Source organism: uncultured Phycicoccus sp., assembly GCF_947495705.1.
In the GTDB taxonomy this organism is placed as follows: Bacteria; Actinomycetota; Actinomycetes; order Actinomycetales; family Dermatophilaceae; genus Phycicoccus.
Genome location: NZ_CANLZR010000006.1, coordinates 116,718 through 141,488 on the forward strand (window position 1 = coordinate 116,718; position 24,771 = coordinate 141,488).

The following is a 24,771-nucleotide window of genomic DNA, read 5'->3' on the forward strand; positions in this document are numbered from 1 at the left end:
CAAGTGGAAGCGGTTGCGCCGTGACGCGGGCCACATCCCGAGCAGCCCCCGCGCGCCCCGTTTCAGGCCGTGAGCGGCCGGTCCGTCGGGTGGACGGGACGGGGCAGCCGCGACGGCTTGTTCATGAGCCACGCGTCGACCTCGTGGGCGACGGACCGGCCCTCGGCGATCGCCCAGACGATGAGCGACTGGCCGCGTCCGGCGTCCCCGGCGACGAACACTCCCGGCACGCTCGACATGAAGTGGCCGTCCCGGGCCACGTTGGACCGCGGGTCCTTCTCGACGCCGAGCTGCTCGAGCAGCCCCTCGGCCTGCGGGCCGAGGAAGCCCATCGCGAGGAGGACGAGCTGGGCCGGGATCTCCCGCTCGGAGCCGTCGACCTTCTCGAAGCCGCTCTCGCCCATGACGACCTCGTGGAGGCGCAGCGCCCGCACCCGGCCGGCCTCGTCGCCGACGATCTCGCTCGTCGACACGGAGTACACCCGGTCGCCGCCCTCCTCGTGGGCGGACGCGACCCGGAAGAGCATCGGGTACGTCGGCCAGGGGTGCTGGTCCGCCCGGTCGGCGGGTGGTTGCGGCATGATCTCGAGGCTCGTCACCGACCGCGCACCCTGACGGTGGGCGGTGCCGATGCAGTCGGCGCCGGTGTCGCCGCCGCCGATGACGACGACGTCCTTGCCGGCGGCGGTCACCTGGCCCTCGACGGTCTGGCCGAGCGCGACCCGGTTGGCCGGCGGCAGGTAGTCCATGGCCTGCATGACGCCGTCGAGCTCGCGCCCCGGCACCGGCAGGTCACGCGGCACGGTGGCGCCGACGGCGACGACGACCGCGTCGAAGCGCTTCTTGAGGTCGGTGCCGGTGAGGTCCTCGCCGACCGAGACGCCCGTCCGGAACCGGGTGCCCTCGGACTTCATCTGCGCGATGCGCCGGTCGAGGACCGCCTTCTCCATCTTGAACTCGGGGATCCCGTAGCGCAGCAGGCCGCCCGGCTGGTCGGCCCGCTCGTACACGGCGACGGTGTGGCCGGCGCGGGTCAGCTGCTGGGCGGTGGCGAGCCCCGCCGGGCCGGACCCGACGACGGCGACGGTCTTGCCCGAGAGCCGCTCCGGCGAGACGGGCGTGACCGTCCCGTTCTCGAAGGCGCGGTCGACGATCGAGACCTCGATCTGCTTGATCGTGACCGCGGGCTGGTTGATGCCGAGGACGCACGACGCCTCGCACGGCGCCGGGCACAGCCGCCCGGTGAACTCCGGGAAGTTGTTCGTCGCGTGCAGCCGCTCGATCGCCTCGCGCCACTCGCCGCGGCGGGCGAGGTCGTTCCACTCCGGGATGAGGTTCCCGAGGGGACAGCCGCTGTGGCAGAACGGGATGCCGCAGTCCATGCAGCGACCGGCCTGACGCTGGAGCTCGGGGACCGGCTGGTCCTCGTAGACCTCCTTCCAGTCCCGGATCCGCACCGGGACCGGGCGCCGCCGGGGCAGCTCGCGCTCACGGGTCTTCATAAAGCCCTGGGGGTCAGCCACGGGACGCCTCCATGATCCGCTCCCACACCTGGGTGCCGTCGGGGTCGAGGCCCTCCGCCTCCGCCTTGGCGCGGACGTCGAGGACGCGCTGGTACATGCGGGGAAGGACCAGGGTGAACGCCGACCGGGCACTGCCCCAGTCGGCGAGGAGCCGCGCCGCGACCGAGGAGTCGGTCCACCGCTGGTGGCGCTCGAGCAGGTCGTGGACGACGAGCTCGTCGTCGGGTCGCAGCGGGCGCAGGTCGACGAGCTCGGGGTTGACCAGCGCCGGGTCGAGGTCGAGGACGTACGCGACGCCTCCGGACATCCCGGCCGCGACGTTGCGCCCGGTGGGCCCGAGGATGAGCGCCACGCCACCGGTCATGTACTCGAGGCCGTGGTCGCCCACGCCCTCGACGACCGCGGTGGCACCGGAGTTGCGGACGCAGAAGCGCTCGCCGACCCGGCCGCGGAGGAACAGCTCGCCCGAGGTCGCGCCGTACCCGATGACGTTGCCGGCGATGACGTTGTCCTCGGCGACGAGCGCCGAGCCGGGGGCGGGGCGCACGACGACCCGCCCGCCGGAGAGGCCCTTGCCGACGTAGTCGTTGGCGTCGCCGTCGAGGCGCAGCGTGATGCCGGCCGGGAGGAAGGCGCCGAGGCTCTGCCCGGCCGACCCGGTGAACGCGATGTCGATGGTGCCGTCGGGCAGCCCCTCGGGGTGCACCTTCGTCACCTCGTGACCGAGCATCGTCCCGACCGTGCGGTTGACGTTGCGGATCGCGAAGCTGGCCGCGACCGGCTCCCCGTGGTCGATCGCGTCGCGCGCCGCGGCGATGAGCTGGTGGTCCAGCGCCTTCTCGAGCCCGTGGTCCTGGGCCACCCGGTGCCGGATGCCCGAGCCGTCGGGGCTCTCGACCTTCGTGAGGATCGGCGAGAGGTCGAGGCCGGAGGCCTTCCAGTGCTCGACCGCCTTGCCGACGTCGAGGTGCTGGATCTGGCCGATGGCCTCCTCGATGCTGCGGTACCCGAGCGCGGCGAGGTGCTCGCGGACCTCCTCGGCGATGTACTCGAAGAACGTCTCGACGAACTCGGGGGCGCCGGAGAACCGGGCCCGCAGCTCGGGGTTCTGGGTGGCGATGCCGACCGGGCAGGTGTCGAGGTGGCACACCCGCATGAGGATGCAGCCCGACACGACGAGGGGCGCGGTCGCGAAGCCGAACTCCTCGGCGCCGAGCAGCGCGGCGATGACGACGTCGCGACCGGTCTTGATCTGACCGTCGACCTGGACGACGATCCGGTCGCGGAGCCCGTTGAGGACGAGCGTCTGCTGGGTCTCGGCCAGGCCCAGCTCCCAGGGGCCGCCGGCGTGCTTGAGCGAGGTGAGCGGCGAGGCGCCGGTGCCGCCGTCGTGCCCGGAGATGAGCACGACGTCGGCGTGCGCCTTGCTCACCCCGGCCGCGACGGTGCCGACCCCGATCTCGGAGACGAGCTTGACGTGGACCCGGGCCTGCGGGTTGGCGTTCTTCAGGTCGTGGATGAGCTGGGCGAGGTCCTCGATCGAGTAGATGTCGTGGTGCGGCGGGGGGCTGATGAGCCCGACGCCCGGGGTCGAGTGCCGGGTCTTGGCCACCCACGGGTAGACCTTGGGGCCGGGCAGCTGGCCGCCCTCCCCCGGCTTGGCGCCCTGGGCCATCTTGATCTGGATGTCGTCGCTGTGGGTGAGGTAGAGCGAGGTGACGCCGAACCGGCCGGAGGCGACCTGCTTGACCGCCGAGCGCCGGGTCGGGTCCATGAGCCGGTCGGCGTCCTCGCCGCCCTCACCGGTGTTCGACCGGGCCTTGAGCCGGTTCATCGCGATCGCGAGGGTCTCGTGGGCCTCCTTGCTGATGGAGCCGTAGCTCATCGCGCCGGTGGAGAACCGGGTGACGATGTCGGCGACCGACTCGACCTCCTCGAGCGGCACGGGCTCGCGCGGCTCCGCTCCCCCGAGCTCGAAGAGCCCGCGCAGGGTCATGAGCCGGCCGGACTGCTCGTCGATGCGCTGGGTGTACTGCTTGAAGACGTCGTAGCGGCGCTGCCGGGTGGCGTGCTGGAGCCGGAACACGGTGTCGGGGTCGAACAGGTGCGGCTCGCCCTCCCGGCGCCACTGGTACTCCCCGCCGGTCACGAGCTTGCGGTGCGCCTGGCGGATGCCGTCCGGCGGGTACGCCTGGGCGTGCCGGGCGGCGTTCTCGGCGGCGAGGACCCCCAGGCCCACGCCACCGAGCTGCGAGACGGTGCCCGTGAAGAACTCGTCGACGAGGTCCTGGGACAGCCCGATGGCCTCGAACACCTGCGCCCCGCGGTAGGACGCGACCGTCGAGATGCCCATCTTCGACATGACCTTCAGGACGCCCTTGCCGAGCGCCTTGATGAGGTTGGCGACGGCCTGCTCCTCGGTGACCTCGGTGATGTCGCCGCGACGGACCATGTCCTCGACGGTCTCCATCGCGAGGTAGGGGTTGATGGCGGCCGCCCCGTACCCGATGAGGAGGGCGACGTGGTGGACCTCCCGGACGTCGCCGGCCTCGACGATGAGACCGACCTGGGTCCGGGTCTTCTCGCGGATGAGGTGGTGGTGCACCGCGGAGGTGAGCAGCAGCGACGGGATGGGCGCGAGGTCGCGGTCGGAGTCACGGTCCGACAGCACGATGAACCGCACGCCGGCCGCGATGGCCTGCGACACCTCGGCAAAGATCTCGTGGAGGCGGCTGCGAAGGGCGTCCTCCCCACCGCTCACGTCGTAGGTCCCGCGGATCACGACGGTCTCGAAGCCGGGCAGGTCGCCGTCGGCGTTGATGTGGACGATCTTCGCGAGCTCGTCGTTGTCGAGGACCGGGAAGGGCAGGACGACCTGCCGGGCGTGGGCGGAGTTGGCGTCGAGCAGGTTGCCCTCGGGGCCGATGGCGCTCGCGAGTGACGTGACGAGCTCCTCGCGGATCGCGTCGAGCGGCGGGTTGGTCACCTGCGCGAAGAGCTGGGTGAAGTAGTCGAAGACGAGCCGCGGCCGCTCCGAGAGGACCGCGATGGGGGTGTCGGTGCCCATCGACCCCAGGGCCTCGCCACCGGTGCGGGCCATCGGGGCGACGATGACGCGCAGCTCCTCCTCGGTGTAGCCGAAGGTGCGCTGGCGGCGGGCCACCGAGGCCGCGGTGTGGATGATGTGCTCGCGGTCGGGCAGGTCGGGCAGGCTGATGAGGCCGGCGTGCAGCCACTCCTCGTACGGGTGCTCCGCCGCCAGGCCGGACTTGACCTCGTCGTCGCCGACGATGCGCCCGGCGGCGGTGTCGACGAGGAACATCCGGCCGGGCTGGAGGCGCCCGCGCCGGACGACGTTGGCGGGCTCGAGGTCGAGCACGCCCGCCTCGGAGGCGAGGACGACGAGCCCGTCGTCGGTGACCCAGTAGCGGCCGGGCCGCAGGCCGTTGCGGTCCAGGACCGCCCCGACGAGCGTGCCGTCGGTGAAGGCGACACAGGCCGGGCCGTCCCAGGGCTCCATGAAGGTGGAGTGGAACTCGTAGAACGCCCGGCGCGCGGGGTCCATCGTGTCGTGGTTCTCCCAGGCCTCCGGGATCATCATGAGGACCGCGTGCGGCAGGGACCGGCCGCCGAGGTGGATGAGCTCGAGCACCTCGTCGAAGGACGCCGAGTCCGAGGACCCGGGGGTGCAGACCGGCGACAGCCGGGACAGGTCGCCGGCGAGCACGTCGGAGGCGAGCTGGCTCTCGCGGGCGTGCATCCAGTTCCGGTTGCCCTTGACGGTGTTGATCTCGCCGTTGTGCGCGATGAGGCGGTACGGGTGGGCCAGCGGCCAGCTGGGGAAGGTGTTGGTCGAGAAGCGGGAGTGGACGAGCGCGAGCTCGGTGGCGAAGCGCTCATCGGACAGGTCGGGGAAGAACGGCTCGAGCTGCCCGGTGGTCAGCATCCCCTTGTAGACCACGGTCCGCGCCGACAGCGACGGGAAGTAGACCTCGGCCTCCCGCTCGGCACGCTTGCGGAGGGCGAACGCGACCCGGTCGAGCTCGATGCCCGCGAGCCCGGCGTCGGAGCCGACGAAGACCTGGCGGAAGCAGGGCATCGTCTCGCGGGCCGCGGCGCCGACGAGGTCCGCGGCGACGGGGACGTCGCGCCACGCGAGGACGCGCAGGCCCTCGGACGCGGCGATGTCCTCGATGCGGCGCTCGGCGGCCGTGCGCTCGGCCTCGTCGGTGGGCAGGTACGCCATGCCCGCGGCGTACGCCCCGGCGGGCGGGAGGTCGACACCGACGACGGCCCGGAAGAAGGCGTCCGGGACCTGGGTGAGGATGCCCGCGCCGTCGCCGACGAGCGGGTCGGCGCCGGTGGCGCCGCGGTGGTCGAGGTTGCGCAGGGCGTCGAGCGCGTGGACGACGATGTCGTGCCCGGCGGTGCCCCGCATCGTCGCGACCATGGCGACACCGCACGCATCGTGCTCGTGCTCGCGGCGGTAGAGGCCGACGTCGGCGGGTTGGGCGGAGAAGCGGGCGACGCTCACGTCGCATCACCGTCCTCGAGGTCGTCGGCCACTGGGGCCGGGCTCGGCAAGGTCAGGCGCGGACGACGCTGGCCACGTCCCGGAATGCTATCTCCGACCCCGATCGTCTTGCTATTCGAGCGGACCTATCCCACATCCTGGGACTCGGGGTCCTCGTTCCGTGGACGGTCGGGCGGCTCGGCGCCATCGTCGGCCGGGTCCGCCGGTGCCCTGCGGCCGGTGTACCAGACGATCCAGACGCCGAGGAGGAAGACCGCGATGCTCGTCCACACGTTGAGCCGCTGGCCGAGGATCATCTCGGCCTCGTCGGTGCGCATCCGCTCGATGACAATCCGCCCGACCGGGTAGCCCGCGACGTAGAGGCCGAAGAGCTGCCCGGGGGCCAGGCGCCGGCGCCGGTCGAGGACGAGCAGCGCGGTGGCGAGCACGACGAGGAAGATCGACTCGTAGAGGAACGTCGGGTGGAAGGTGCCGAGGACGACCGCGTCGCCGGAGGCGTCGGTGACGGCCCGGCCCGCGGCCTGGTCCCACTCGTGGATCTCCAGGCCCCACGGCAGGGTCGTCGGGCCGCCGTACAGCTCGTTGTTGAACCAGTTGCCCCACCGCCCGAGGGCCTGCGCCAGGGCGACCCCCGGCGCCGCCGCGTCCGCGAACGCGAGGAACGAGACCCCGGCGCGGCGGCACCCGATCCACGCGCCGAGGGCGCCGAGGGCGATGGCACCCCAGATCCCGAGGCCCCCGTTCCAGATCTTCAGGGCGTCCACGAGACTGCCGCCCTCACCGAAGTACGGGCCCGGGGTGGTGATGACGTGGTAGAGCCGCCCGCCGACGATGCCGAGGATCACGGCGTAGGCCGCGACGTCCAGGGTCACCGCGGAGTCGTAGCCGCGGGCGACGAGCCGCCGGCCGGTGAGCCAGACGGCGAGCACGATGCCGGCGAGGATGCACAGCGCGTACGCCCGCAGGGTCAGCGGCCCGAGGTCGAGGGCGCCGACCGTCGGGCTGGGGATCGTCGACGTCACTCCGTGGCCGCCTCGACGGCCTGGGTGAACCCCTCGGGGCTGACGATGGTGTTGAGGTCCTGCTCCTCACCGTTGATCCGCACCGTCGGGGTGCCACGCACCCCGTCCTCGAAGCTCGACGCCTCGACGGAGTCGACGTAGGCGTCGTACCGCCCCGAGGTCAGGCAGGTCTCCCAGGTCGCGAGGGCCTCGCCCTCGATCCCGGCGTTCGTCGCGAACTCGGTGAGCAGCTCGTCGGTGAAGCCCTGGCCCTCCTGGGCGGGCTGGCCCGGGAAGACCTGGTCGTGGAACTCCTGGAAGCGCCCGGTGTCGGCGGCGCAGAACGCGGCGGTGCCGGCCCGGGTGGAGCTCCCGTTGCCGAGGTTGTCGTCGAGGAAGTTCTTCACGTGGTAGACGAGCTTGATCCTGCCCTCCGCGGCGAGCCCGGTGATCGTCGGCCCGACGAGGGACTCGAACTGGGCGCAGGCCGGGCACTGGAAGTCCTCGTAGAGGTCCACCGTGGGGGCGTTCGGCTCGGGAGTCACCTCGCTGAAGGCGGGGAAGCCCTCGCCCATGGCCGAGACCCCGGGCGGCAGGGCGCCGCCGGCGGCGGGCGCGTCGTCCCCGCGCGTGGAGAGAATGACCCCGGCCACGACGGCGATGATCGCGACGATGACGACGACCGTCGCCACGACGATCTTGTTCGCCCCCGCGCCGGCACCGGAGCGGGCCGCCTCGATCTTGGCCTGGCGGGCGTTGGCGGGCTTCTTGCCCTTGGTCGGCGGCGTCTTGGCCATGGTGGGGTCGTGCCTTTCAGTGTCCGAAGAGGAGGCGGTCGAGCGCGGCGAGCGACCGGGGCCGCCACCAGAGCCACACGCCCGCCGCGGCGAAACTCGCGTCGCGGGCTATCTCCTGAGGGTACTTCGTCTCGTCCGCGCCGATCTGACCCCCACCTCCGAAGCAGCCGCAGTCGATCGTGAGCCCGCGAGCCCACGCCTGCGCGATCCCGACGACGAACGCCACCATGAGCAGGGTGGACACGGCGGCGACCGGGCGGGTGAGGAGCCCGACCACGAGGAGGACGCCGAGGACCACCTCGACGAACGGCAGCGCCAGCCCGACGTAGCCGGCGAGCGTCATCGGCATGATCTCGTAGGCCTGGACCGCCCGCTGCGAGGTCAGCGGGTGGCCGACCTTCACGGCGCCCGCGACGATGAGGACGGTCCCGAGGAACAGCCGGGCCAGCAGCCCGACGGTGTCGAGGACGACGTCCCGGCGGTACCACGGACGGGCCGCGGCGTCTCGCTCGTCGAGGCTCGTGCTCATCGGCGGCCGGCCCGCACGCCCTCGGCCAGGGACGAGGTCAGGGCATGCAGCGCCTGCAGCCGGGTCGGGAGATCCTGGTCGCCGCCGAGGGCGCGCACGAGCGCCGACCCGGCGATGACCCCGTCGGCGTAGGCCGCGATCTCCGCCGCCTGCTCCCGCGTGGAGACCCCCAGGCCGATGCACACCGGCAGGTCGGTGACGGCGCGGACCCGCTCGACGAGGCCCCGGGCGTCGGAGTCCACGCTGGTCCGGGCGCCGGTGACGCCCATCGTCGAGGCGGCGTACACGAACCCCCGGCAGGCCGCCGTCACCCGGGCGAGCCGCTCGGGGGTGCTGCTCGGAGCGACGAGGAAGATCCGGTCGAGCCCGTGCCGGTCGCTGGCGGCGATCCACTCCGCCGCCTCGTCCGGGATGAGGTCGGGCGTGATGAGGCCGGCGCCCCCGGCGGCCGCGAGATCGGCGGCGAAGCGCTCGACGCCGCGGTGCAGCACGAGGTTCCAGTACGTCATCACGACCGGCGTCGCGCCGGCGTCGCGGACGGCGGCGACGGCGGTGAACACGTCGTCGACCCGGGCGCCCCCGGCGAGGGCGGTGGCGGCGGCGTCCTGGATGACCGGCCCGTCCATGAGCGGGTCGCTGTACGGGACGCCGACCTCGACGATGTCGCAGCCCGCGTCGACCACCGTGCGCATCGCCTCGACGGACCCCTCGACGGTGGGGTAGCCGACGGGCAGGTAGCCGACGAGCGCGGCGCGCCCCTGCGCACGGCAGGACCGCAGGACCGCCTCGACGCCGGTGGCGAGAGCCGTCACTGGGTGCCCTCGCCGACGAGGCCGAAGTAGGCGGCCGCGGTGTGCATGTCCTTGTCGCCGCGACCCGACAGGTTGACCAGGACCAGGCCGTCGGGGCCCAGCTCCCGGCCGAGCTGCATCGCGCCGACGAGCGCGTGCGCGGACTCCAGCGCCGGGATGATGCCCTCGGTCCGGGAGAGGAGCGAGAAGGCCTCCATGACCTGGTCGTCGGTGGCGTACCGGTACTCGGCGCGCCCGGAGTCGCGCAGGAACGAGTGCTCGGGGCCGACGCTGGGGTAGTCCAGGCCGGCCGAGATCGAGTGCGACTCGACGGTCTGGCCGTCGGCGTCCTGCATGAGGTAGCTCATCGCCCCGTGCAGCACGCCGGGGGTCGCGGAGGAGCCCGCGAAGCGCGCCGCGTGGCGACCGGACTCGATGCCCTCTCCCCCGGCCTCGACCCCGACGAGCCGGACGTCGGCGTCGCCGACGAAGCGGTGGAAGATCCCCATCGCGTTCGAGCCGCCGCCGACGCACGCGACGACGGCGTCGGGGAGGCGCCCGGTGAGCTCGAGGACCTGGGCGCGGGCCTCCTCGCCGATGACGGCGTGGAAGTCCCGGACCATCTCGGGGAAGGGGTGCGGCCCGGTGACCGTCCCGATGGCGTAGTGGGTGGTGCCGACGTTGGTGACCCAGTCCCGCATCGCCTCGTTGATGGCGTCCTTGAGGGTGGCGCTGCCGTGCTCGACGGCGACGACCTCGGCCCCGAGGATCCGCATCCGGGCGACGTTGAGGGCCTGCCGCTCGGTGTCGACCCGGCCCATGTACACGGTGCACTCCAGACCCATGAGCGCGGCGGCCGTCGCGGTGGCGACGCCGTGCTGGCCGGCCCCGGTCTCGGCGATGATCCGGGTCTTGCCCATCCGCTTCGTGAGGAGCGCCTGGGCGAGCACGTTGTTGATCTTGTGCGAGCCGGTGTGGTTGAGGTCCTCGCGCTTGAGCAGGACCCGGGCGCCGCCGCAGTGCGCGGCGAACCGGGGCACCTCGGTGATGATGCTCGGCCGGCCGGTGTACGTCGCGTGCAGGCGCGCGAGCTCGGCCTGGAACTCGGGGTCGACGGCGGCCTTCTGGCGCGCCTCGTCGATCTGCTCCAGGGCCGGCACGAGCGCCTCGGGGACGTAGCGACCCCCGAAGTCACCGAACCGGCCGGCCGGCGGCAGGTCCTCGACGGTGAGGTCGGCGGGTGCCGGGGCCGCGTCGTTCTGGCTCATGAGACCTCCTGGGTGGTTCCGGCCCGCACGATGGCGGCGGCGGCCCCACGCGGGTCGCCGGTGCGGACCAGGGCCTCGCCGACGAGCACGACGTCGGCCCCCTGGGCCGCGTACGACGCCGCCTCCGCCGGCCCGGTGATGCCGGACTCGGCGACCGCGACGACGCCGGGCGGCAGGATCGGGCGCAGCCGCGAGAACGTGTCGGGGTGCACGTCGAGGGTCTTGAGGTTGCGCGCGTTGACCCCGATGACACTCGCCCCGGCATCGACGGCGCGCTGGGTCTCGTCCTCGTCGTGCACCTCGACGAGCGCGGTCATCCCGAGCTCGCCGACAAGGGCGAGGAGGGCCCGCAGGGTGGCGTCGTCGAGGGCCGCGACGATGAGCAGGACGAGGTCCGCGCCGTGCGCGCGCGCCTCCCACACCTGGTAGTCGGTGACGACGAAGTCCTTGCGCAGCACGGGCACGTCCACCGCGGCCCGGACCGCGTCCAGGTCGGCGAGGCTGCCACCGAACCGCCGCCGTTCGGTGAGCACCGAGATCGCGCTCGCGCCGCCGTCGGCGTAGGCCACCGCGAGGGCGGCCGGGTCGGGGATGTCCGAGAGCGCGCCCTTGCTCGGGCTCGCCCGCTTGACCTCGGCGATGAGCGAGAGCCCGGGGCGGCGCAGGGCCGCGTCGGCGTCGCGCGCCGGCGGCGCAGTGAGCACGGCCGCCCGGAGGTCGGCCAGGGACGTGACGCGCTGCCGGTCGGCGAGGTCCTGGCGCACGCCCGCGATGATGTCGTCGAGGACGGAGGTCATGGGTGACCTGCTGTCACCGGATCGAGGGTTCCTGCTCGGGGTCGCGTCCGGCGGCGCCGTACCCGGCCATCGAGAGGACCTTGCCGGCCACCCCACCGACGACGGCGAGGACCGCCCCGCCGACGAAGAGCCACACGTTGGGGAAGAGGACGGCGAAGGACATGATCGTCGAGGCGACGATGACGATCGCCACCGCCGTCCAGGCCGCCACACTGTGGCCGTGGTCTTCGTGCTCGTCCATGGGGTCCACCCTAGGTCTCGTGGGCCGGTGGCGGTCGGGGCCGCCTCTCTCGGGACCGATTCTGTCAGGTCCGGGGGTCCTCGCCGACGTCGGTCGGGTCACGTCCCGCCGAGAGGTCGTCCCACGCGCTGCTGACGCGCTCGCCCCGGGAGCCGGCGACGTGGCCCTCCCCCGCGGCCGGGGCCTCGTACCGGCGCGACGGGGCACCCCAGCGTCGGCGCCCGAGCACGGCCAGGACGAGGGCCCCCACGACGACCAGGAGCGCCACGAGCGCCACCCACGGCCAGGCCGTCGTGGCGGCGACGGCCTCCACCGACCCGGTGCGGCCGACCCGCCGGGCGGCGACGGGCCCGAGCGCCGCGGACGGGTCGAGGACCACCCGGAGCGTGAGCCCGGCGGCGAGGGCGGTGCAGGCGGCCCACAGCACGAGCCCGATGACCCGCCCGACCCGGCCCGTGGCCACCACCGCGACGGCGGCGGCGGCCACCGCGAGGGCGACGGCGGACAGCCCGGGTGCGACCTCCGACCCGGTGGCCACGACCCGGCTCCCCCCGAGGACGGCGTCGGCGACGGTCCCGCTCACCCAGGGGCGCAGGCCGGCCAGGAGCAGCACCCCCGACCCGACGAGCGCGACGAGGACCACCGGACCCTTGCCGGTGAGCCGCCTCATGTCACGGTCCGCATCGCCCCGGCGGTCGCGACCGCTCGCAGCACGGCGGCCGCCTTGGCGACGCACTCCTCGTGCTCGCGGACGGGGACGGAGTCGGCCACGATCCCGGCCCCGGCCTGGACGTATGCGGTGCCGTCCTTGACGACGGCGGTGCGGATGGCGATCGCCATGTCGAGGTCGCCGTGGAAGTCGAGGTACCCGACGACGCCGCCGTAGATGCCCCGGCGCGAGGGCTCGTAGCGTTCGATGAGCTCGAGGGCCCGGGGCTTGGGCGCCCCCGACAGGGTGCCGGCGGGGAACGTCGAGACGAGGACGTCGTAGGCCGAGGCGCCCGGGCGGGTCTCCCCGACGACGGTGGACTCGATGTGCATGACGTGGCTGTAGCGGCGCACGTCCATGAACTCGACGACGTCGACGGTCCCGGGGCGGCAGACGCGCTGGAGGTCGTTGCGGCCGAGGTCGACGAGCATGACGTGCTCGGACCGCTCCTTGGGGTCGGCGAGCAGCTCGTCCTGGAGCCGGACGTCGTCCTCGGGCGTCTTGCCGCGGGGCCGGGACCCCGCGATCGGGTGGGTGATGGCCTGCTCCCCGGTGACCCGCACGAGCGCCTCGGGCGAGCTCCCGACGATCGCGTAGGCGGACCCGTCGGGGGCGGGCAGCCGGAACAGGTACATGTAGGGGCTCGGGTTCGAGGCGCGCAGGGCCCGGTAGACCTCGAGCGGGTCGGCGGGGCAGTCGAGGGCGAACCGCTGCGAGAGGACGACCTGGAACACCTCGCCCGCGCGGATGTCCTCCTTGGCGAGCTCGACGATCTCCTCGTAGCGCTCCGGGGTCGTGTTGGACCGGACCCGGTGCAGCGCCGCCTCGGCCCCCGGGACGTCGACGACGGCGACGGTGCTGGGCGCGGGGGCGGCCAGGGCGGCCGTCATGGCGTCGAGGCGGGCGACGGCGTCGGCCCACGCCGGCTCGACCCGGGCGTCGGTGTCGTCGTAGTTGACGGCGTTGGCGACGAGCAGGATGGAGCCGTCGGCGTGGTCGAGCACGGCGAGGTCGGTGGCGAGGGTCATCGCGAGCTCGGGGAGGCCGAGCTCGTCGGGCAGGTCCGCGGGGACCCGCTCCCACCGCCGGACGGCGTCGTAGGAGATCGCGCCGACCATGCCGCCGGTCAGCGGCGGGAGCCCGGCGATCGGTGGGGTCGCGAGTGCCTCCATCGTCGCGCGCAGGGCGTCGGTGGCGAGCCCCTCGGTGGGGACGCCGACCGGCGGCTCGCCGATCCAGTGGGCCCGACCGTCCTTCTCGGTGAGGGTGGCGCGGCTCCCGGCCCCCACGATCGACCAGCGCGACCACACCCCACCGTGCTCGGCGGACTCCAGCAGGAAGGTGCCGGGCCGGTCCCCCGCGAGCTTGCGGTACACGCCGACCGGGGTCTCGCCGTCACCCATGAGGCGGCGGACGACGGGGATGACGCGACGGTCCCGGGCGAGGACGCCGAAGGTGTCGAGCCCGGGCCAGGTCTGCCCGTACGTGAGGTCGGGGGTCTCGGCGGCCGGTGCGGAGGCGGTCATGCAGCCCCGCCGACGGCGGCGCCGAGGTCGCGGCCCTCGAAGCAGGTCCGCTCGCCGGTGTGGCAGGCGGCGCCGACCTGGTCGACCCGGACGAGGAGCGCGTCGCCGTCGCAGTCGAGCGCCACGGACTTCACGTGCTGGACGTGCCCGGAGGTGTCGCCCTTGCGCCAGTACTCCTGCCGGCTGCGGGACCAGAAGGTCACCCGCCCCTCGGTGAGGGTGCGCCGCAGGGCCTCGTCGTCCATCCACCCGAGCATGAGGACCTCACCGGTGTCGTGCTGCTGGACGACGGCGGCGACGAGGCCGGAGGCGTCGCGGGTGAGGCGAGCAGCGACCGAGTGGTCGAGGGCGGCGTCGGAGGTCACCGCTCCATTCTGCCGTGGCGGGTCGAGGGCCCCGGTCAGCGGTCGGCGTCCGGGACGGGCCGGAGCCGACGGTCGACGGCGATGACCGCGGCGAACAGGACGACGAAGAGGACGAGGATCCCGGCGCTCACGGCGACGACCCCGCCCACGCCGGCCTCGCGGTGGTCGAGGAACGGGTACGGGTACCAGCCCGTCGCGACCCCGACGGCCACGGTGTAGCCCAGCCACGCCAGCGGCCAGAGCACGGCCTCGGCCGCGGTCCGCCAGGCCGTGCGCGGGCGGGGGCCGGCGACCGCCCACGCGCCGAGCGCGAGGACCGGGACGACGAGGTGCAGCAGGGTGTCGGCGGCCTGGCTCGCGCCCTCGAGGTCGAGCAGCGGGCGGAGGAGCACGAAGTGGACCAGGCCGGTCACCGTGATGCCGACGAGGGCGGCCAGCCGCACCGGGCGCCACCACCGGCCGTCCCGGCCCGGGTCACGGGCGAGCTGCCACGCGGTGACCGCGACGAGGACGTTGCTCTGGATCGTGAAGTAGGAGACGAGGCGCACCAGCCGGGTCGCGAGCCCGGGGACCTCGGTCTCGTCCAGGACGGACGCGCCGCTGATGACGAGGGCCGTCTGGAGCACGAGGGCGAGCGTGGCCACCAGGGCCACGACGAGGTGGACGACGCGGGCGCGGGCAGCGGTCACGCGGGTCAGCGTAGGGCGGGCCGACGCGGGTGGTGCGGACCCGGTCGCGGCCAGGCGTGCCGTCAGCGGACCGGGAGCGCCTCGTCCCGCAGGGCGTCCTTGACCTGGCCGATCGTCAGCTCGCCGAAGTGGAAGACGCTGGCGGCCAGCACCGCGTCGGCACCCGCCGCCACGGCCGGCGCGAAGTGCTCGAGCGCGCCCGCGCCCCCACTGGCGACGACCGGGACGGTGACCGCGGCCTTGACGAGCCGGATGAGCTCGAGGTCGAAGCCGTCCTTGGTGCCGTCGGCGTCCATGGAGTTGAGCAGGATCTCGCCGACGCCGAGCGCCTCGGCGCGAGCGCACCACTCGACGGCGTCGATGCCGGTGCCGGTGCGACCCCCGTGGGTCGTGACCTCGAAGCCGGCGACGACCCGGCCGGACTCGTCGCGACGGCGCCGGACGTCCGCCGAGAGCACGAGCACCTGGGCCCCGAAGCGGTCCGCGGTCTCGGCGATGAGGGCCGGCCGGGCGATGGCCGCCGTGTTGACGCCCACCTTGTCGGCGCCGGCCCGCAGCAGCCGGTCGACGTCGGCCACCGTGCGCACCCCGCCGCCGACCGTCAGGGGGATGAACACCTCCTCGGCGGTCCGGGCGACGACGTCGTACATCGTCGCCCGGTCACCGCTGCTGGCGGTGACGTCGAGGAAGGTCAGCTCGTCGGCGCCCTGCAGCCCGTACTGGCGGGCGAGGGCGACGGGGTCGCCGGCGTCACGCAGGCCGCGGAAGTTGACGCCCTTGACGACGCGGCCCGCGTCGACATCGAGACAGGGGATGACCCGGACGGCGACCGACACCGGGCCAGCCTAGTCGCGGCGCTAGGGTCACCTTCCGTGTGGTTCCAGGTCACGGACCCCGCCGACCCCGCAGACGTCGACGCCGTCCTCACCCAGCTCAGCGCGGCCGCGCCGCGGTGCGGGGCGGTCCGGGTCGTCGCGGTCGACGGCCCGAGCGGCTCCGGCAAGACCACGCTCGCGAAGGCCCTCGTCGAGGCCCTGTCCTGCCCCGTGGTCCACATGGACGAGCTCTTCCCGGGGTGGGACGGGCTCGCCGAGGCGGTGCCGCTGCTCGTGGACCAGGTGCTGCTCCCCCTTTCCCGGGGTGAGCGAGCCCGCTACCGCGTGTGGGACTGGGACGCCGACACCTGGGGCGGCACCCGCGAGGTCGAGCCCGGCCCGCTGCTCGTCGTCGAGGGCTGCGCCTCCAGCGCGGGCCCGGCCGGGGACCTGGCCGCGGTGCGGGTCTGGGTCGAGGCCCCGCCGTCGGAGCGGATGCGCCGCGGCCTCGCCCGCGACGGCGAGACGTACCGGCCGCACTGGGAGCGCTGGGCCGCCCAGGAAGCGGCGCTGTTCACCGCCGACGGCACCCGCGCGCGCGCCGACGTCGTCGTCACGACCGGTCCTCCCCCATGACGGCGACCGGCCGGGCCGCCACCGCGGTCGGCGGGGGCCGGGTGGCCCTCGAACGGGGCGTGCGCCGGCTCCGGGACCGCCTCGTCTTCCTCGCGCAGATCGGCGTGGCCGTCGCCCTCGCCTGGACGCTCGCCCGCGAGGTCCTGGACCACCCGCAGCCGTTCTTCGCCCCCGTCACCGCGATCCTCTGCCTCGGCCTCACCTACGGCCAGCGGCTGCGACGGATCGTCGAGGTGAGCCTCGGGGTGGCGATCGGGGTGCTCGTGGGGGACGTCGTCGTCCTGCTGCTCGGCAGCGGTGGCTGGCAGATGGCCCTGGTCGTCATGGCGGCCATGGCCATCGCGATCGTCGTGTCCACCGGGCCGCTCGTCATCATCCAGGCGGGCGTCCAGTCGGTGTTCATCGTCGCGTTCGTGTCCTCGACCACCGAGGGCGTCGGCCGGTGGCTCGACGCCGTGCTCGGCGGGCTCGTCGCCCTCGTCATCGGCGCTGTGGCGCCCACCACGCCCCTGGCCAGGCCGCGCGCCGAGGCCGCCCGGACCGTCCGGCTGATCGGGCAGACCCTCCGGGACGTCGCGACCGCCCTGCGCTCCGGGGACCGGCCGGCCGCCGCGGCCGCGCTCGAGGAGGCCCGGTCCATCGAGGACCAGCTCGCGGACCTGCGGACGGCGGCCGCCGAGGGGATCGCCGTGGTCCGGCACTCCCCGCTGCTGCGGAGCCACCGCCCCCAGGCGGTCGCGGCCTCGGCCCTCGTCGCGCCCCTGGACCGGTGCGTACGCAACCTGCGGGTGCTGGCGCGCCGGGCGGCGGTCGCCGTGCGCCGGGACGAGCCGGTGCCGGAGCGGTACGTCGACCTCGTCGCGGAGCTCGCGCGGGCCGCCGACGACCTCGCACGCGTCCTCGACGAGCACACCCAGCCCGCCCGGGGGCGGGTCGTCCTCGAACGGGTGGCCGGGCTCTCGGCCCGCGCCGACCCGGCCGCCGGGCTCTCCGCCGAGATGATCCGCGGCCAGGTGCGGTCGATGGTCGTCGACCTCCTCGTCGTCGCCGGCCTCGACGACGACGAGGCGCTCCAGCTGGTCCCGGAGTCGCACCTCCCGTGAGCCGTGGCGCGGCTCCCGCCCGGCGGGGTGGCACGATGCGTCGGTGAGCGAGCCGCCGACCCCGATGATCCCGCGCTGGGCCGTCGTCGTGGGGATCGTCCTCGTCGCGGCCAACCTGCGCACCCTGATGGCCAGCCTGCCGCCGCTGGTCCACGACGTCCGGTCCGACCTGGGGCTCTCGAACGCGATGGTCGGGGTGCTCACGACCCTCCCGGTGCTGTGCATGGGCCTGCTCGCGCCGGTCGCGAACCGCATCGGTCGCCGGGTGGGTCCGACGACGGCGGTGGGCTTCGGCGTCGGGCTCGTCCTCGTCGGTCTCGTGGTCCGCGGCCTGGGCGGCGGGCAGGTCTGGTCGCTCTACACGGGGACGTTCGTCGCGGGCGCCGGGATCGCGGTCGCCGGGACACTGCTGCCGGGCATCGTGAAGTCGGCGTTCCCGCCGCACCGCTCGGGCTTCGGCACGGGGCTCACCATGATGGCGATGATGGGCGCGGCGGGCGTCGCCTCGGCCACCGCGGTTCCCCTGGCCGGGGTGCTCGGCGGGTGGTCGGGGTCACTGCTCGCGTGGGTCCCCCTCGCGGCCGTCGCCCTCGTCGCGTGGGTCCCGGCGCTGCGGCTCGCCCGGGGCCGCGCGCTGGGCAGGCCGCTCGTCACCGGCTCGCACGCCCTGCCGTGGGGCAGCGTCACCGCCTGGGTCCTCGCCGCGTACCTGTCGTTCCAGTCCTGGCAGTTCTACTCGGCGCTCGCGTGGCTGGCCCCGACGTACGAGTCGTTCGGCTGGAGCGCGCGGGACGCCGGCCTGCTCATGTCGGTGTTCACCGGGGCCCAGCTCGTCTCGGGGCTGGTGGCGCCGACGCTGCTGGACCGGGTGCGGGACCCCCGGATGCTCCTGGTCGCCGCCACCGGCCTCGGCGGGCTCGGCCAGGCCGGGGTGTGGCTCGCGCCCGGCGCCGCCCCGTGGGTGTGGGTCCTGCTCGTCGGCGCGGGCCAGGGCGCGTGCTTCGCGCTCGGGCTCGGGCTGCTCGTCCGGTACTCCGCGACGCCGAAGGACAGCGCCCGCCTCACGGCGATGGCGTTCCTCGTCAGCTACACGGTCGCGTCGGCCGGGCCGACGACGATGGGCGCGGTGCGCGACGCCACCGGCTCGTACGGGTGGCTCTGGGGCGCGCTGACGCTCGTCGCCCTTCCGCAGCTGGCCGCGGTGGTGCGCCTTCGGCCGGACTCCCCTCCGGTCGGGGACCGCGAGCCGGACCGGGCCCGCGCCTGAGGTCAGCCGGCCGCGGGCCGGCGCGGGCGCCGCGCCTCGACGAGCCGCCCGAGGCGCGCGGCCTCGTCCCGGCCGCTCGGACCGTCGACCCGCTGGATCGCCATGACCGCGAGGTCCTCGCCGTCCTCGAGCTCCAGGGTGACCCACGGGTCGCCGTCGGGGAAGCGGACCTCGACGATCTCGTCCCAACCCACGGTCGTGGTCAGCACGAGGTTGCGGACGGTGAGGCCCTCGGTGCTCGGCACGGCGCGGATCCCGGCGTACCGCCAGATGAACCCCCCGACGAGGAGCCCGAAGGCCACGAGAGCCGCCTGGTCGACACCGGTCCACTGCCCGCTGACGCCCATGCCGACGGCGACCGCGGTCGACACCAGGATGAAGGTCGCCCCGACGACCAGGGGCACGACGCGGCCGCGGCGAGGGCGGAAGGGGGCGTCGAGGGCGACCTCGGGCGGGGTCACAAGCGGCACGCGGTGATGTCGGTGACCAGGATCGCCCGGGCACCGAGGTCGTACAGCTCGTCCATGACGGTGTTCGTCACGGCCCGCGGCACCATCGCCCGCACCGCGCACCAGTCGTGGTTCTGCAGCGACGAGACGGTGGGGCTCTCGAGGCCGGGGGTGATGCCGCACGCGCGGTCGACGAGGGCGGCCGGGACGTCGTAGTCGAGCATCACGTAGTGCCGGGCGGTGACGACCCCGAGGAGGCGGCGACGCAGCACCTCGATCGCGGCCTGGTCCTCGCTCGTGCCACGGCGCACGAGCACGGCCTCGCTGCGCAGGATCGGGTCGCCGAACACCTCCAGGCCCTGGCTGCGCAGGGTCGCACCCGTCTCGACGACGTCGGCGATGACGTCCGCGACGCCGAGGGTGATGGCGGTCTCGACGGCGCCGTCGAGCCGGACGACCTCCGCGCTCACGCCGTGGTCGGCGAGGTGCTTCTCGACGAGGCCCTCGTAGGAGGTCGCGACGCGGTGCCCGGCGATGTCCTCGATGCGGGACGCGGTGCCGGGGCGCGCGGCGTAGCGGAACGTCGAGCTCCCGAAGCCGAGCGCCATGATCTCGACGGCCGCCGAGCCGGAGTCGAGGAGGAGGTCGCGGCCGGTGATGCCGCAGTCGACGGTGCCGGAGCCGACGTAGACGGCGATGTCGCGGGGGCGCAGGTAGAACAGCTCGACGTCGCCGGCCTCGTCACGGACGACGAGCTCCTTGGAGTCGCGGCGGATGCGGTAGCCGGCCTCCCGCAGCATGGCGGCGGCGGGCTCGGCGAGCGATCCCTTGTTCGGGACGGCGATGCGCAGCATGGGTCGTGGTCCTCGGGGTCAGAGGTGGGCGTAGACGTCGTCAAGGGTCAGGTCGCTCGCGAGCATGAGCACCTGGAGGTGGTACAGCAGCTGGCTGATCTCCTCGGCGGTCCGCTCGCGGCCCTCGTGCTCGGCGGCCATCCACACCTCGGCGGCCTCCTCGACGATCTTCTTGCCGATCGAGTGGACGCCGGCGTCGAGGGCGGCCACGGTGCCGGAGCCCTCGGGCCGGGTGCGGGACAGCTCGCCGAGCTCGGCGAACAGCGCGTCGAAGGTCTTCACGAGAGACAAGGGTACGGGGCGCCGACGGCGCTCCGGCGCGCTGTCCGGTCGGCGCCAACCCGCCCCGCACCCCCAACGACCAATAGGTCACGCCAGGTACACCACACCCCGCCCGGACCCGTACCTTCCGTGACCTATCGGTCGATTCGGGGACGGTCAGCCGACGGGGGCCGGCTCCCGGGCGGCCGGCGCCGCGGACTCGCGGGTCACCTTGACCCAGCGGGTGAAGCCGTAGACGACGAAGAGGCCGTAGAAGATGTACATGACCGACGTCGGCACGTAGCCCGTCGCGAACCCCAGCGGGACCCCGACGAGGTCGACGCCGATCCACGCGAGCCAGAACTCGTTCCAGCCCCGGGCCATCGCATAGGTCGCGACGATCGAGCCGACGAAGATCCACGCGTCGCTCCAGTAGAACCACCACTGCGGTGCCCAGAACGGGTTGGGCGCGAGGTTCCACAGCGCGACGAAGACCTGGTGCACGACGACCGTCCCGGCGAGCCACCCGCCGGCGAGGACCAGCCGCTCCCGCGCGGTCATCCACCGCGGCATGACCGCGGGTGCGCCGCCGGAGCCGCCGGTCTCCCGGCGGTACCGGGCCCACCGGGCCCAGCCGTAGACGCTCACGACGATGAAGAAGACCTGCCGGCCGGACTGGCCGAAGAGCGGGACGCGCTCGTCGGCGCCGAACGCTGCGCCGACGTAGACGAAGAACAGCAGGATGTTCGCGACGATCCCGACGGGCCAGGCCCACACCACCCGGCGCATCCCGAACCAGGCGGAGGCGATGCCGATGGTGACCCCGAGCACCTCCAGCCAGTGCAGCTCGTAGGGACCGATCGGGACGGCGGCGTCGATGACCTGCTGGAAGAGGTTGTGCGACGGGTCGGCTGCGGCGACGAGCGCGTTCACCCCGGTACCCCGCGCAGCGTGACCGCGGTGGACACCGCCGCCGTGGCGGCCTCGTGCCCCTTGTCCTCCCGCGAGCCGGGCAGCCCGGCCCGGTCGCGGGCCTGCTCGTCGTCGTCGCAGGTCAGTACCCCGAAGCCCACCGGGACCCCGGTGCGGACGGCGACCTCGGTGAGCGCCGCCGTGGCGCTCTGGCAGACGTACTCGAAGTGCGGGGTCCCGCCGCGCACCACGACGCCGAGGGCGACGAGGGCGTCATGTGTCGGGGCGAGCCGCGCGCATGCGACGCCCAGCTCGAAGGTGCCGGGCACCCGGACGACGAGCGGCTCCTCGACGCCGGCCTCCACGAGGGCGCGTCGGGCCCCGTCGAGCAGCCCGTCCATGACCTCCTCGTGCCAGGACGCCGCGACGACGGCGACACGGAGCCCGCGTCCGTCGGCTCGCACGGTGGGTGCTCCGGTACCGCTCATCGGTGGGGTCTCCTCGTGGGGGTGGGGTCAGGCGGATGTGGCGTCGTCGGCGGGGTCGAGGACGAGGTCGTGCCCCATCCGGTCCCGCTTGGTGCGCAGGTAGGCGGCGTTCGTCGGCAGCGGCGCGGTGCGCAGCCGCTCGACGGCCGACACCTCGATGCCGTGGGCGCGCAGGCCCGCGACCTTGGCCGGGTTGTTCGTCAGCAGGCGGAGGGAGCCGACCCCGAGGTCGGTGAGGATCCCCGCCGCCACGGAGTAGTCGCGGGCGTCGACGGGCAGGCCGAGCTCGACCTGGGCGTCGACGGTGTCGCGGCCCTGGTCCTGCAGCTCGTAGGCGCGCAGCTTGTCGGCCAGGCCGACGCCACGGCCCTCGTGGCCGCGCAGGTAAACGACCGCTCCACCGTCGGCGGCCACGAGCTCCAGGGACCGGTCCAGCTGGGGCCCGCAGTCGCAGCGCTGCGAGCCGAGGACGTCCCCGGTCAGGCACTCCGAGTGCACCCGGACCAGCGGGGCCCGGCCGCCGAGGCCGCGGGGGCTGACGAGCGCGAGGTGCTCGTCCCCGGTCACGGTGTCCCGGTAGGCGAGCGCGCGGAACGTCCCGTGCGCGGTCGGCAGCGTGGTGTCGGCGGCGCGCTCGACCCGGTCGTGACGCTGGCGCCAGGCGACGAGGTCGGCGATGGTGAGCACCGGCAGGTCGTGCTCCGCGCCGAGCGCGAGGACGCCGCCCAGCCGGGTCATCGTCCCGTCGTCCTCGACGAGCTCGCCGATGACGCCCACCGGCTGGAGGCCGGCGAGCCGGCACAGGTCGACGGTGGCCTCGGTGTGGCCGGGCCGGACGAGCACCCCGCCGGGCCGTGCCCGCAGCGGGATCAGGTGACCGGGCCGGATCAGGTCCTGGGCGGTCGACGCGGGGTCGGCCAGCACCCGCGCGGTCCGGGTGCGGTCGGCCGCCGAGATCCCCGTCGTCACCCCCGCCGCCGCGTCGACCGTCACGGTGTACGCGGTCCGCAGCGGGTCGTGGTTGTCGCGGACCATGAGCGGCAGCCCGAGGCGGTCGGCGGTCGCGTCGGGCATCGGCGCGCAGAGGTAGCCCGAGGTGTGCCGGACGGTCCAGGCCGTCCACTCGGCGGTCAGCGTCTCGGCGGCGAGCACGACGTCGCCCTCGTTCTCGCGGTCGGCATCGTCGACGACGAGGACCGGCCGGCCGGCCCGGAGGGCGGTCAGCGCCTCCTCGACGGTGGCGAGGGCCTGGGTGGGGCGTGGGCTGGTCATGCGGAGACCTCCGTACGGGCAAGACGCGCCGCGAGCAGGCGCTCGACGTACTTCGCGAGGACGTCGACCTCGAGGTTGACGAGGCCCCCGACCGCCGTCGCTCCGAGGGTGGTGAGCTCGAGGGTCGTGGGGATGAGCGAGACCGAGAACGTGTCGTCGGAGACGTCGACGACGGTCAGCGACACCCCGTCGACCGTGATCGAGCCCTTCTCGACGAGGTAGCGGGCGAGCGCCGGCGGCATGGCGAAGCGGACGACCTCCCAGCGCTCCCCCGGCTCGCGGGCGGTCACCGTGGCCGTGCCGTCGACGTGGCCCTGCACGACGTGGCCGCCGAACCGGGACGAGGCCGCCATCGCCCGCTCGAGGTTGACGCGGGCGCCGGGCGCGAGGGCCCCGAGGCTGGTGCGGGTCAGCGTCTCGGCCATGACGTCGACCGTGAACGACCCCCCACCGTGCTCGACGACGGTGAGGCACACGCCGTTGACGGCGATCGAGGCGCCGTGCTCGGCGTCGGAGGTGACGAGCGGACCGTGGACGGTGAGTCGTGCGGAGTCGGCGCCGCGCTCGATGGCGGTGACGGTGCCGAGCTCCTCGATGATGCCGGTGAACACGGGTCAGCTCCTTGTCGTCAGGGGTCGGGCGGTGATGCGCACATCGCCACCGAGGACCGCGACGTCGCGGGTCTCGAGGCGCAGCGCGTCGGTGATGGACGTGATCCCCAGGTCGCCGACAATGGCGGCACCGGCGCCCAGCAGGGCCGGTGCGAGGTAGGCCACGACCTCGTCGACGAGCCCGGCCCGCAGGAACGCGGCGGCGAGCGTGGGGCCGCCCTCGAGGAGGACGTGGTGCACCCCGCGGGCGGTCACGGCGGCCAGGGCCTCCGCCGGGTCGTGGCTCTGGACCACCAGCGTCTCCGCGGCGCCGTCGAGCACCCGGGCGTCGGGCGGCACCGGGCGCTGCCCGAGGACGACCCGCAGGGGCTGCCGGCGCGGCGTCGTGCCGTCCTCGGGTCGCACCGTGAGGGCGGGGTCGTCGGCCAGGACGGTGCCGGTGCCGACGAGCACCGCACCACAGCGCGATCGCAGCCCGTGGACGTCCGCGCGGGCCGGCTCCCCGGTGATCCAGCGGCTCGACCCGTCCGCGGCGGCGGCCCGGCCGTCGAGGGTCGACGCCGTCTTCCAGGTGACCCAGGGTCGCCCCGCGCGCCGGGCGAAGAGCCACGTCCGGTTGACCCTCTCCGCGTCCGCCTGCAGGGGGCCGGCCGCCACGTCGACCCCGGCCGCGGCCAGCCGGGCCGCTCCCCCGCCGGCTGCCGGGTCGGGGTCGGCCACGGCGTAGCGGACGGCGGCCACGCCCGCCGCGAGCAGCGCACCGGTGCAGGGGCCGGTGCGGCCCGTGTGGTCGCACGGTTCGAGGGTGACGTACGCGGTGCCCCCGCGTGCCGCGTCGCCGGCCTGCGTGAGGGCGTCGACCTCGGCGTGCGCGGTGCCGGCCCCGCGGTGATGCCCGACGCCGACGACGTCACCGTGCCGGGAGGTGACGACGCACCCGACGCGGGGGTTGGGGTCGGCCTCCGGCCCGAGCAGGGCAGCATCGAGCGCCCGCTGCATCAGCGCGGTGTGCTCGTCCATGGTGTCCTGCCCTCGTGCCGCGAACCGGTCTGTCGGTCGGGCTCCGGGCTGATGGCCGACACCGGCGCACCACAGGGGTGCGCCGTCGTCACGGCCGCCGACGGGACCCGAGGGTCCCACCGGCACGTGCTGCCTCCCATCCGGACTTTCACCGTCGGTCCAGGAGTTCCACCTGGTCAACCGGCCGCTGGCTGCGGCCGGGTCGCGGACTGTCACCGCCGGCTCGGAATTGCACCGACCCCGGAGCACGTACCTGGCCATTATGCGCCATCGGTGCCGCTGCGGGCACCTCCGGTCTGCTGTGCGGTCGGTC

25 protein-coding genes and 1 riboswitch are annotated in these 24,771 nt (G+C 74.3%); of the genes, 3 read left to right on the top strand and 22 right to left on the bottom strand.

Going from position 1 to position 24,771, the window contains the following annotated elements; genetic code table 11:
- Positions 1 to 62: 62 nt before the first annotated feature.
- The 14 genes from Q0963_RS10435 to hisF all read right to left on the bottom strand — a co-directional run bounded on the left by Q0963_RS10435 (position 63) and on the right by hisF (position 15,606).
- Positions 63 to 1,523, bottom strand: coding sequence for a glutamate synthase subunit beta (locus tag Q0963_RS10435; RefSeq protein ID WP_299445441.1), 1,461 nt, complete (start codon positions 1,521 to 1,523; stop codon positions 63 to 65).
- Entirely contained in the window at positions 1,516 to 6,057 is a 4,542-nt protein-coding gene (gltB, locus tag Q0963_RS10440) for a glutamate synthase large subunit (RefSeq protein ID WP_299445442.1), read from the bottom strand. The genes Q0963_RS10435 and gltB overlap by 8 nt, the downstream gene beginning before the upstream one ends.
- A 125-nt stretch (positions 6,058 to 6,182) precedes the next feature.
- The gene (lgt, locus tag Q0963_RS10445) at positions 6,183 to 7,079 is read right to left on the bottom strand and encodes a prolipoprotein diacylglyceryl transferase (RefSeq protein WP_299445444.1); all 897 of its coding nucleotides are present in this window, start codon (positions 7,077 to 7,079) and stop codon (positions 6,183 to 6,185) included.
- Entirely contained in the window at positions 7,076 to 7,855 is a 780-nt protein-coding gene (locus Q0963_RS10450; protein WP_299445446.1) for a thioredoxin domain-containing protein, read from the bottom strand. The genes lgt and Q0963_RS10450 overlap by 4 nt, the downstream gene beginning before the upstream one ends.
- A gap of 16 nt (positions 7,856 to 7,871) precedes the next feature.
- Entirely contained in the window at positions 7,872 to 8,384 is a 513-nt protein-coding gene (locus Q0963_RS10455) for a MauE/DoxX family redox-associated membrane protein (RefSeq protein ID WP_299445448.1), read from the bottom strand.
- Positions 8,381 to 9,196 carry a tryptophan synthase subunit alpha gene (gene trpA, locus Q0963_RS10460; RefSeq protein WP_299445449.1) on the bottom strand — a complete coding sequence of 272 codons (816 nt, stop codon included), beginning with the start codon at positions 9,194 to 9,196 and terminating at the stop codon, positions 8,381 to 8,383. Before trpA ends, Q0963_RS10455 begins: the two co-directional genes overlap by 4 nt.
- A complete protein-coding gene (gene trpB, locus Q0963_RS10465; RefSeq protein WP_299445451.1) occupies positions 9,193 to 10,443 on the bottom strand; it encodes a tryptophan synthase subunit beta in 1,251 nt (416 codons plus the stop codon). The genes trpA and trpB overlap by 4 nt, the downstream gene beginning before the upstream one ends.
- Positions 10,440 to 11,240: an indole-3-glycerol phosphate synthase TrpC gene (gene trpC, locus Q0963_RS10470; protein WP_299445453.1), complete on the bottom strand. Its 801-nt coding sequence runs from the start codon at positions 11,238 to 11,240 to the stop codon at positions 10,440 to 10,442. The genes trpB and trpC overlap by 4 nt, the downstream gene beginning before the upstream one ends.
- Before the next feature lie 13 nt (positions 11,241 to 11,253).
- Positions 11,254 to 11,481, bottom strand: a complete 228-nt coding sequence (locus tag Q0963_RS10475) for an HGxxPAAW family protein (RefSeq protein ID WP_299445455.1) — start codon at positions 11,479 to 11,481, stop codon at positions 11,254 to 11,256.
- 64 nt (positions 11,482 to 11,545) lie between these two features.
- Complete coding sequence (locus Q0963_RS10480) at positions 11,546 to 12,151, bottom strand: Trp biosynthesis-associated membrane protein (protein WP_299445457.1); 606 nt, start codon at positions 12,149 to 12,151, stop codon at positions 11,546 to 11,548.
- Positions 12,148 to 13,716 (bottom strand): anthranilate synthase component I, encoded by a 1,569-nt coding sequence (locus Q0963_RS10485; protein WP_299445459.1) that lies wholly within the window; start codon positions 13,714 to 13,716, stop codon positions 12,148 to 12,150. The genes Q0963_RS10480 and Q0963_RS10485 overlap by 4 nt, the downstream gene beginning before the upstream one ends.
- On the bottom strand, positions 13,713 to 14,081 hold the full coding sequence (hisI, locus tag Q0963_RS10490) for a phosphoribosyl-AMP cyclohydrolase (protein WP_299445461.1): 369 nt from the start codon (positions 14,079 to 14,081) through the stop codon (positions 13,713 to 13,715). The genes Q0963_RS10485 and hisI overlap by 4 nt, the downstream gene beginning before the upstream one ends.
- Positions 14,082 to 14,116: 35 nt before the next feature.
- Positions 14,117 to 14,770 (bottom strand): Pr6Pr family membrane protein, encoded by a 654-nt coding sequence (locus tag Q0963_RS10495; RefSeq protein WP_299445463.1) that lies wholly within the window; start codon positions 14,768 to 14,770, stop codon positions 14,117 to 14,119.
- Positions 14,771 to 14,832: 62 nt separating this feature from the next.
- The gene (gene hisF / locus Q0963_RS10500) at positions 14,833 to 15,606 is read right to left on the bottom strand and encodes an imidazole glycerol phosphate synthase subunit HisF (protein WP_299445465.1); all 774 of its coding nucleotides are present in this window, start codon (positions 15,604 to 15,606) and stop codon (positions 14,833 to 14,835) included.
- A 36-nt stretch (positions 15,607 to 15,642) separates the two neighbouring features.
- Here hisF and Q0963_RS10505 point away from each other — a divergent pair, with 36 nt between their 5' ends.
- Genes Q0963_RS10505 through Q0963_RS10515 form a run of 3 tightly spaced genes read left to right on the top strand, consistent with a single transcriptional unit; the run spans position 15,643 to position 18,591 of the window.
- Positions 15,643 to 16,221 (top strand): AAA family ATPase, encoded by a 579-nt coding sequence (locus Q0963_RS10505; RefSeq protein ID WP_299445466.1) that lies wholly within the window; start codon positions 15,643 to 15,645, stop codon positions 16,219 to 16,221.
- A complete protein-coding gene (locus tag Q0963_RS10510) occupies positions 16,218 to 17,324 on the top strand; it encodes an aromatic acid exporter family protein (RefSeq protein ID WP_299445468.1) in 1,107 nt (368 codons plus the stop codon). Before Q0963_RS10505 ends, Q0963_RS10510 begins: the two co-directional genes overlap by 4 nt.
- A gap of 43 nt (positions 17,325 to 17,367) precedes the next feature.
- Positions 17,368 to 18,591, top strand: a complete 1,224-nt coding sequence (locus Q0963_RS10515; protein ID WP_299445470.1) for a CynX/NimT family MFS transporter — start codon at positions 17,368 to 17,370, stop codon at positions 18,589 to 18,591.
- 2 nt (positions 18,592 to 18,593) lie between these two features.
- Here the strand turns inward: Q0963_RS10515 and Q0963_RS10520 are convergent, their stop codons facing one another.
- From Q0963_RS10520 to ribD, 8 genes are all read right to left on the bottom strand, one after another.
- Positions 18,594 to 19,061 (bottom strand): PH domain-containing protein, encoded by a 468-nt coding sequence (locus tag Q0963_RS10520; RefSeq protein ID WP_299445472.1) that lies wholly within the window; start codon positions 19,059 to 19,061, stop codon positions 18,594 to 18,596.
- Positions 19,049 to 19,894 carry an ATP phosphoribosyltransferase gene (hisG, locus tag Q0963_RS10525; RefSeq protein ID WP_299445474.1) on the bottom strand — a complete coding sequence of 282 codons (846 nt, stop codon included), beginning with the start codon at positions 19,892 to 19,894 and terminating at the stop codon, positions 19,049 to 19,051. Before hisG ends, Q0963_RS10520 begins: the two co-directional genes overlap by 13 nt.
- Positions 19,895 to 19,912: 18 nt before the next feature.
- Positions 19,913 to 20,176, bottom strand: coding sequence for a phosphoribosyl-ATP diphosphatase (locus Q0963_RS10530; protein WP_299445476.1), 264 nt, complete (start codon positions 20,174 to 20,176; stop codon positions 19,913 to 19,915).
- A 156-nt stretch (positions 20,177 to 20,332) separates the two neighbouring features.
- Complete coding sequence (gene pnuC / locus Q0963_RS10535) at positions 20,333 to 21,088, bottom strand: nicotinamide riboside transporter PnuC (protein WP_299445478.1); 756 nt, start codon at positions 21,086 to 21,088, stop codon at positions 20,333 to 20,335.
- Positions 21,085 to 21,555, bottom strand: a complete 471-nt coding sequence (gene ribH / locus Q0963_RS10540; RefSeq protein ID WP_299445480.1) for a 6,7-dimethyl-8-ribityllumazine synthase — start codon at positions 21,553 to 21,555, stop codon at positions 21,085 to 21,087. Before ribH ends, pnuC begins: the two co-directional genes overlap by 4 nt.
- A 27-nt stretch (positions 21,556 to 21,582) precedes the next feature.
- The gene (locus Q0963_RS10545; protein WP_299445482.1) at positions 21,583 to 22,827 is read right to left on the bottom strand and encodes a bifunctional 3,4-dihydroxy-2-butanone-4-phosphate synthase/GTP cyclohydrolase II; all 1,245 of its coding nucleotides are present in this window, start codon (positions 22,825 to 22,827) and stop codon (positions 21,583 to 21,585) included.
- Positions 22,824 to 23,438 carry a riboflavin synthase gene (locus Q0963_RS10550; RefSeq protein WP_299445483.1) on the bottom strand — a complete coding sequence of 205 codons (615 nt, stop codon included), beginning with the start codon at positions 23,436 to 23,438 and terminating at the stop codon, positions 22,824 to 22,826. The genes Q0963_RS10545 and Q0963_RS10550 overlap by 4 nt, the downstream gene beginning before the upstream one ends.
- A 3-nt stretch (positions 23,439 to 23,441) precedes the next feature.
- Positions 23,442 to 24,458, bottom strand: a complete 1,017-nt coding sequence (ribD, locus tag Q0963_RS10555; protein ID WP_299445485.1) for a bifunctional diaminohydroxyphosphoribosylaminopyrimidine deaminase/5-amino-6-(5-phosphoribosylamino)uracil reductase RibD — start codon at positions 24,456 to 24,458, stop codon at positions 23,442 to 23,444.
- 122 nt (positions 24,459 to 24,580) lie between these two features.
- Positions 24,581 to 24,711, bottom strand: a riboswitch (FMN riboswitch).
- Positions 24,712 to 24,771: the final 60 nt, after the last annotated feature.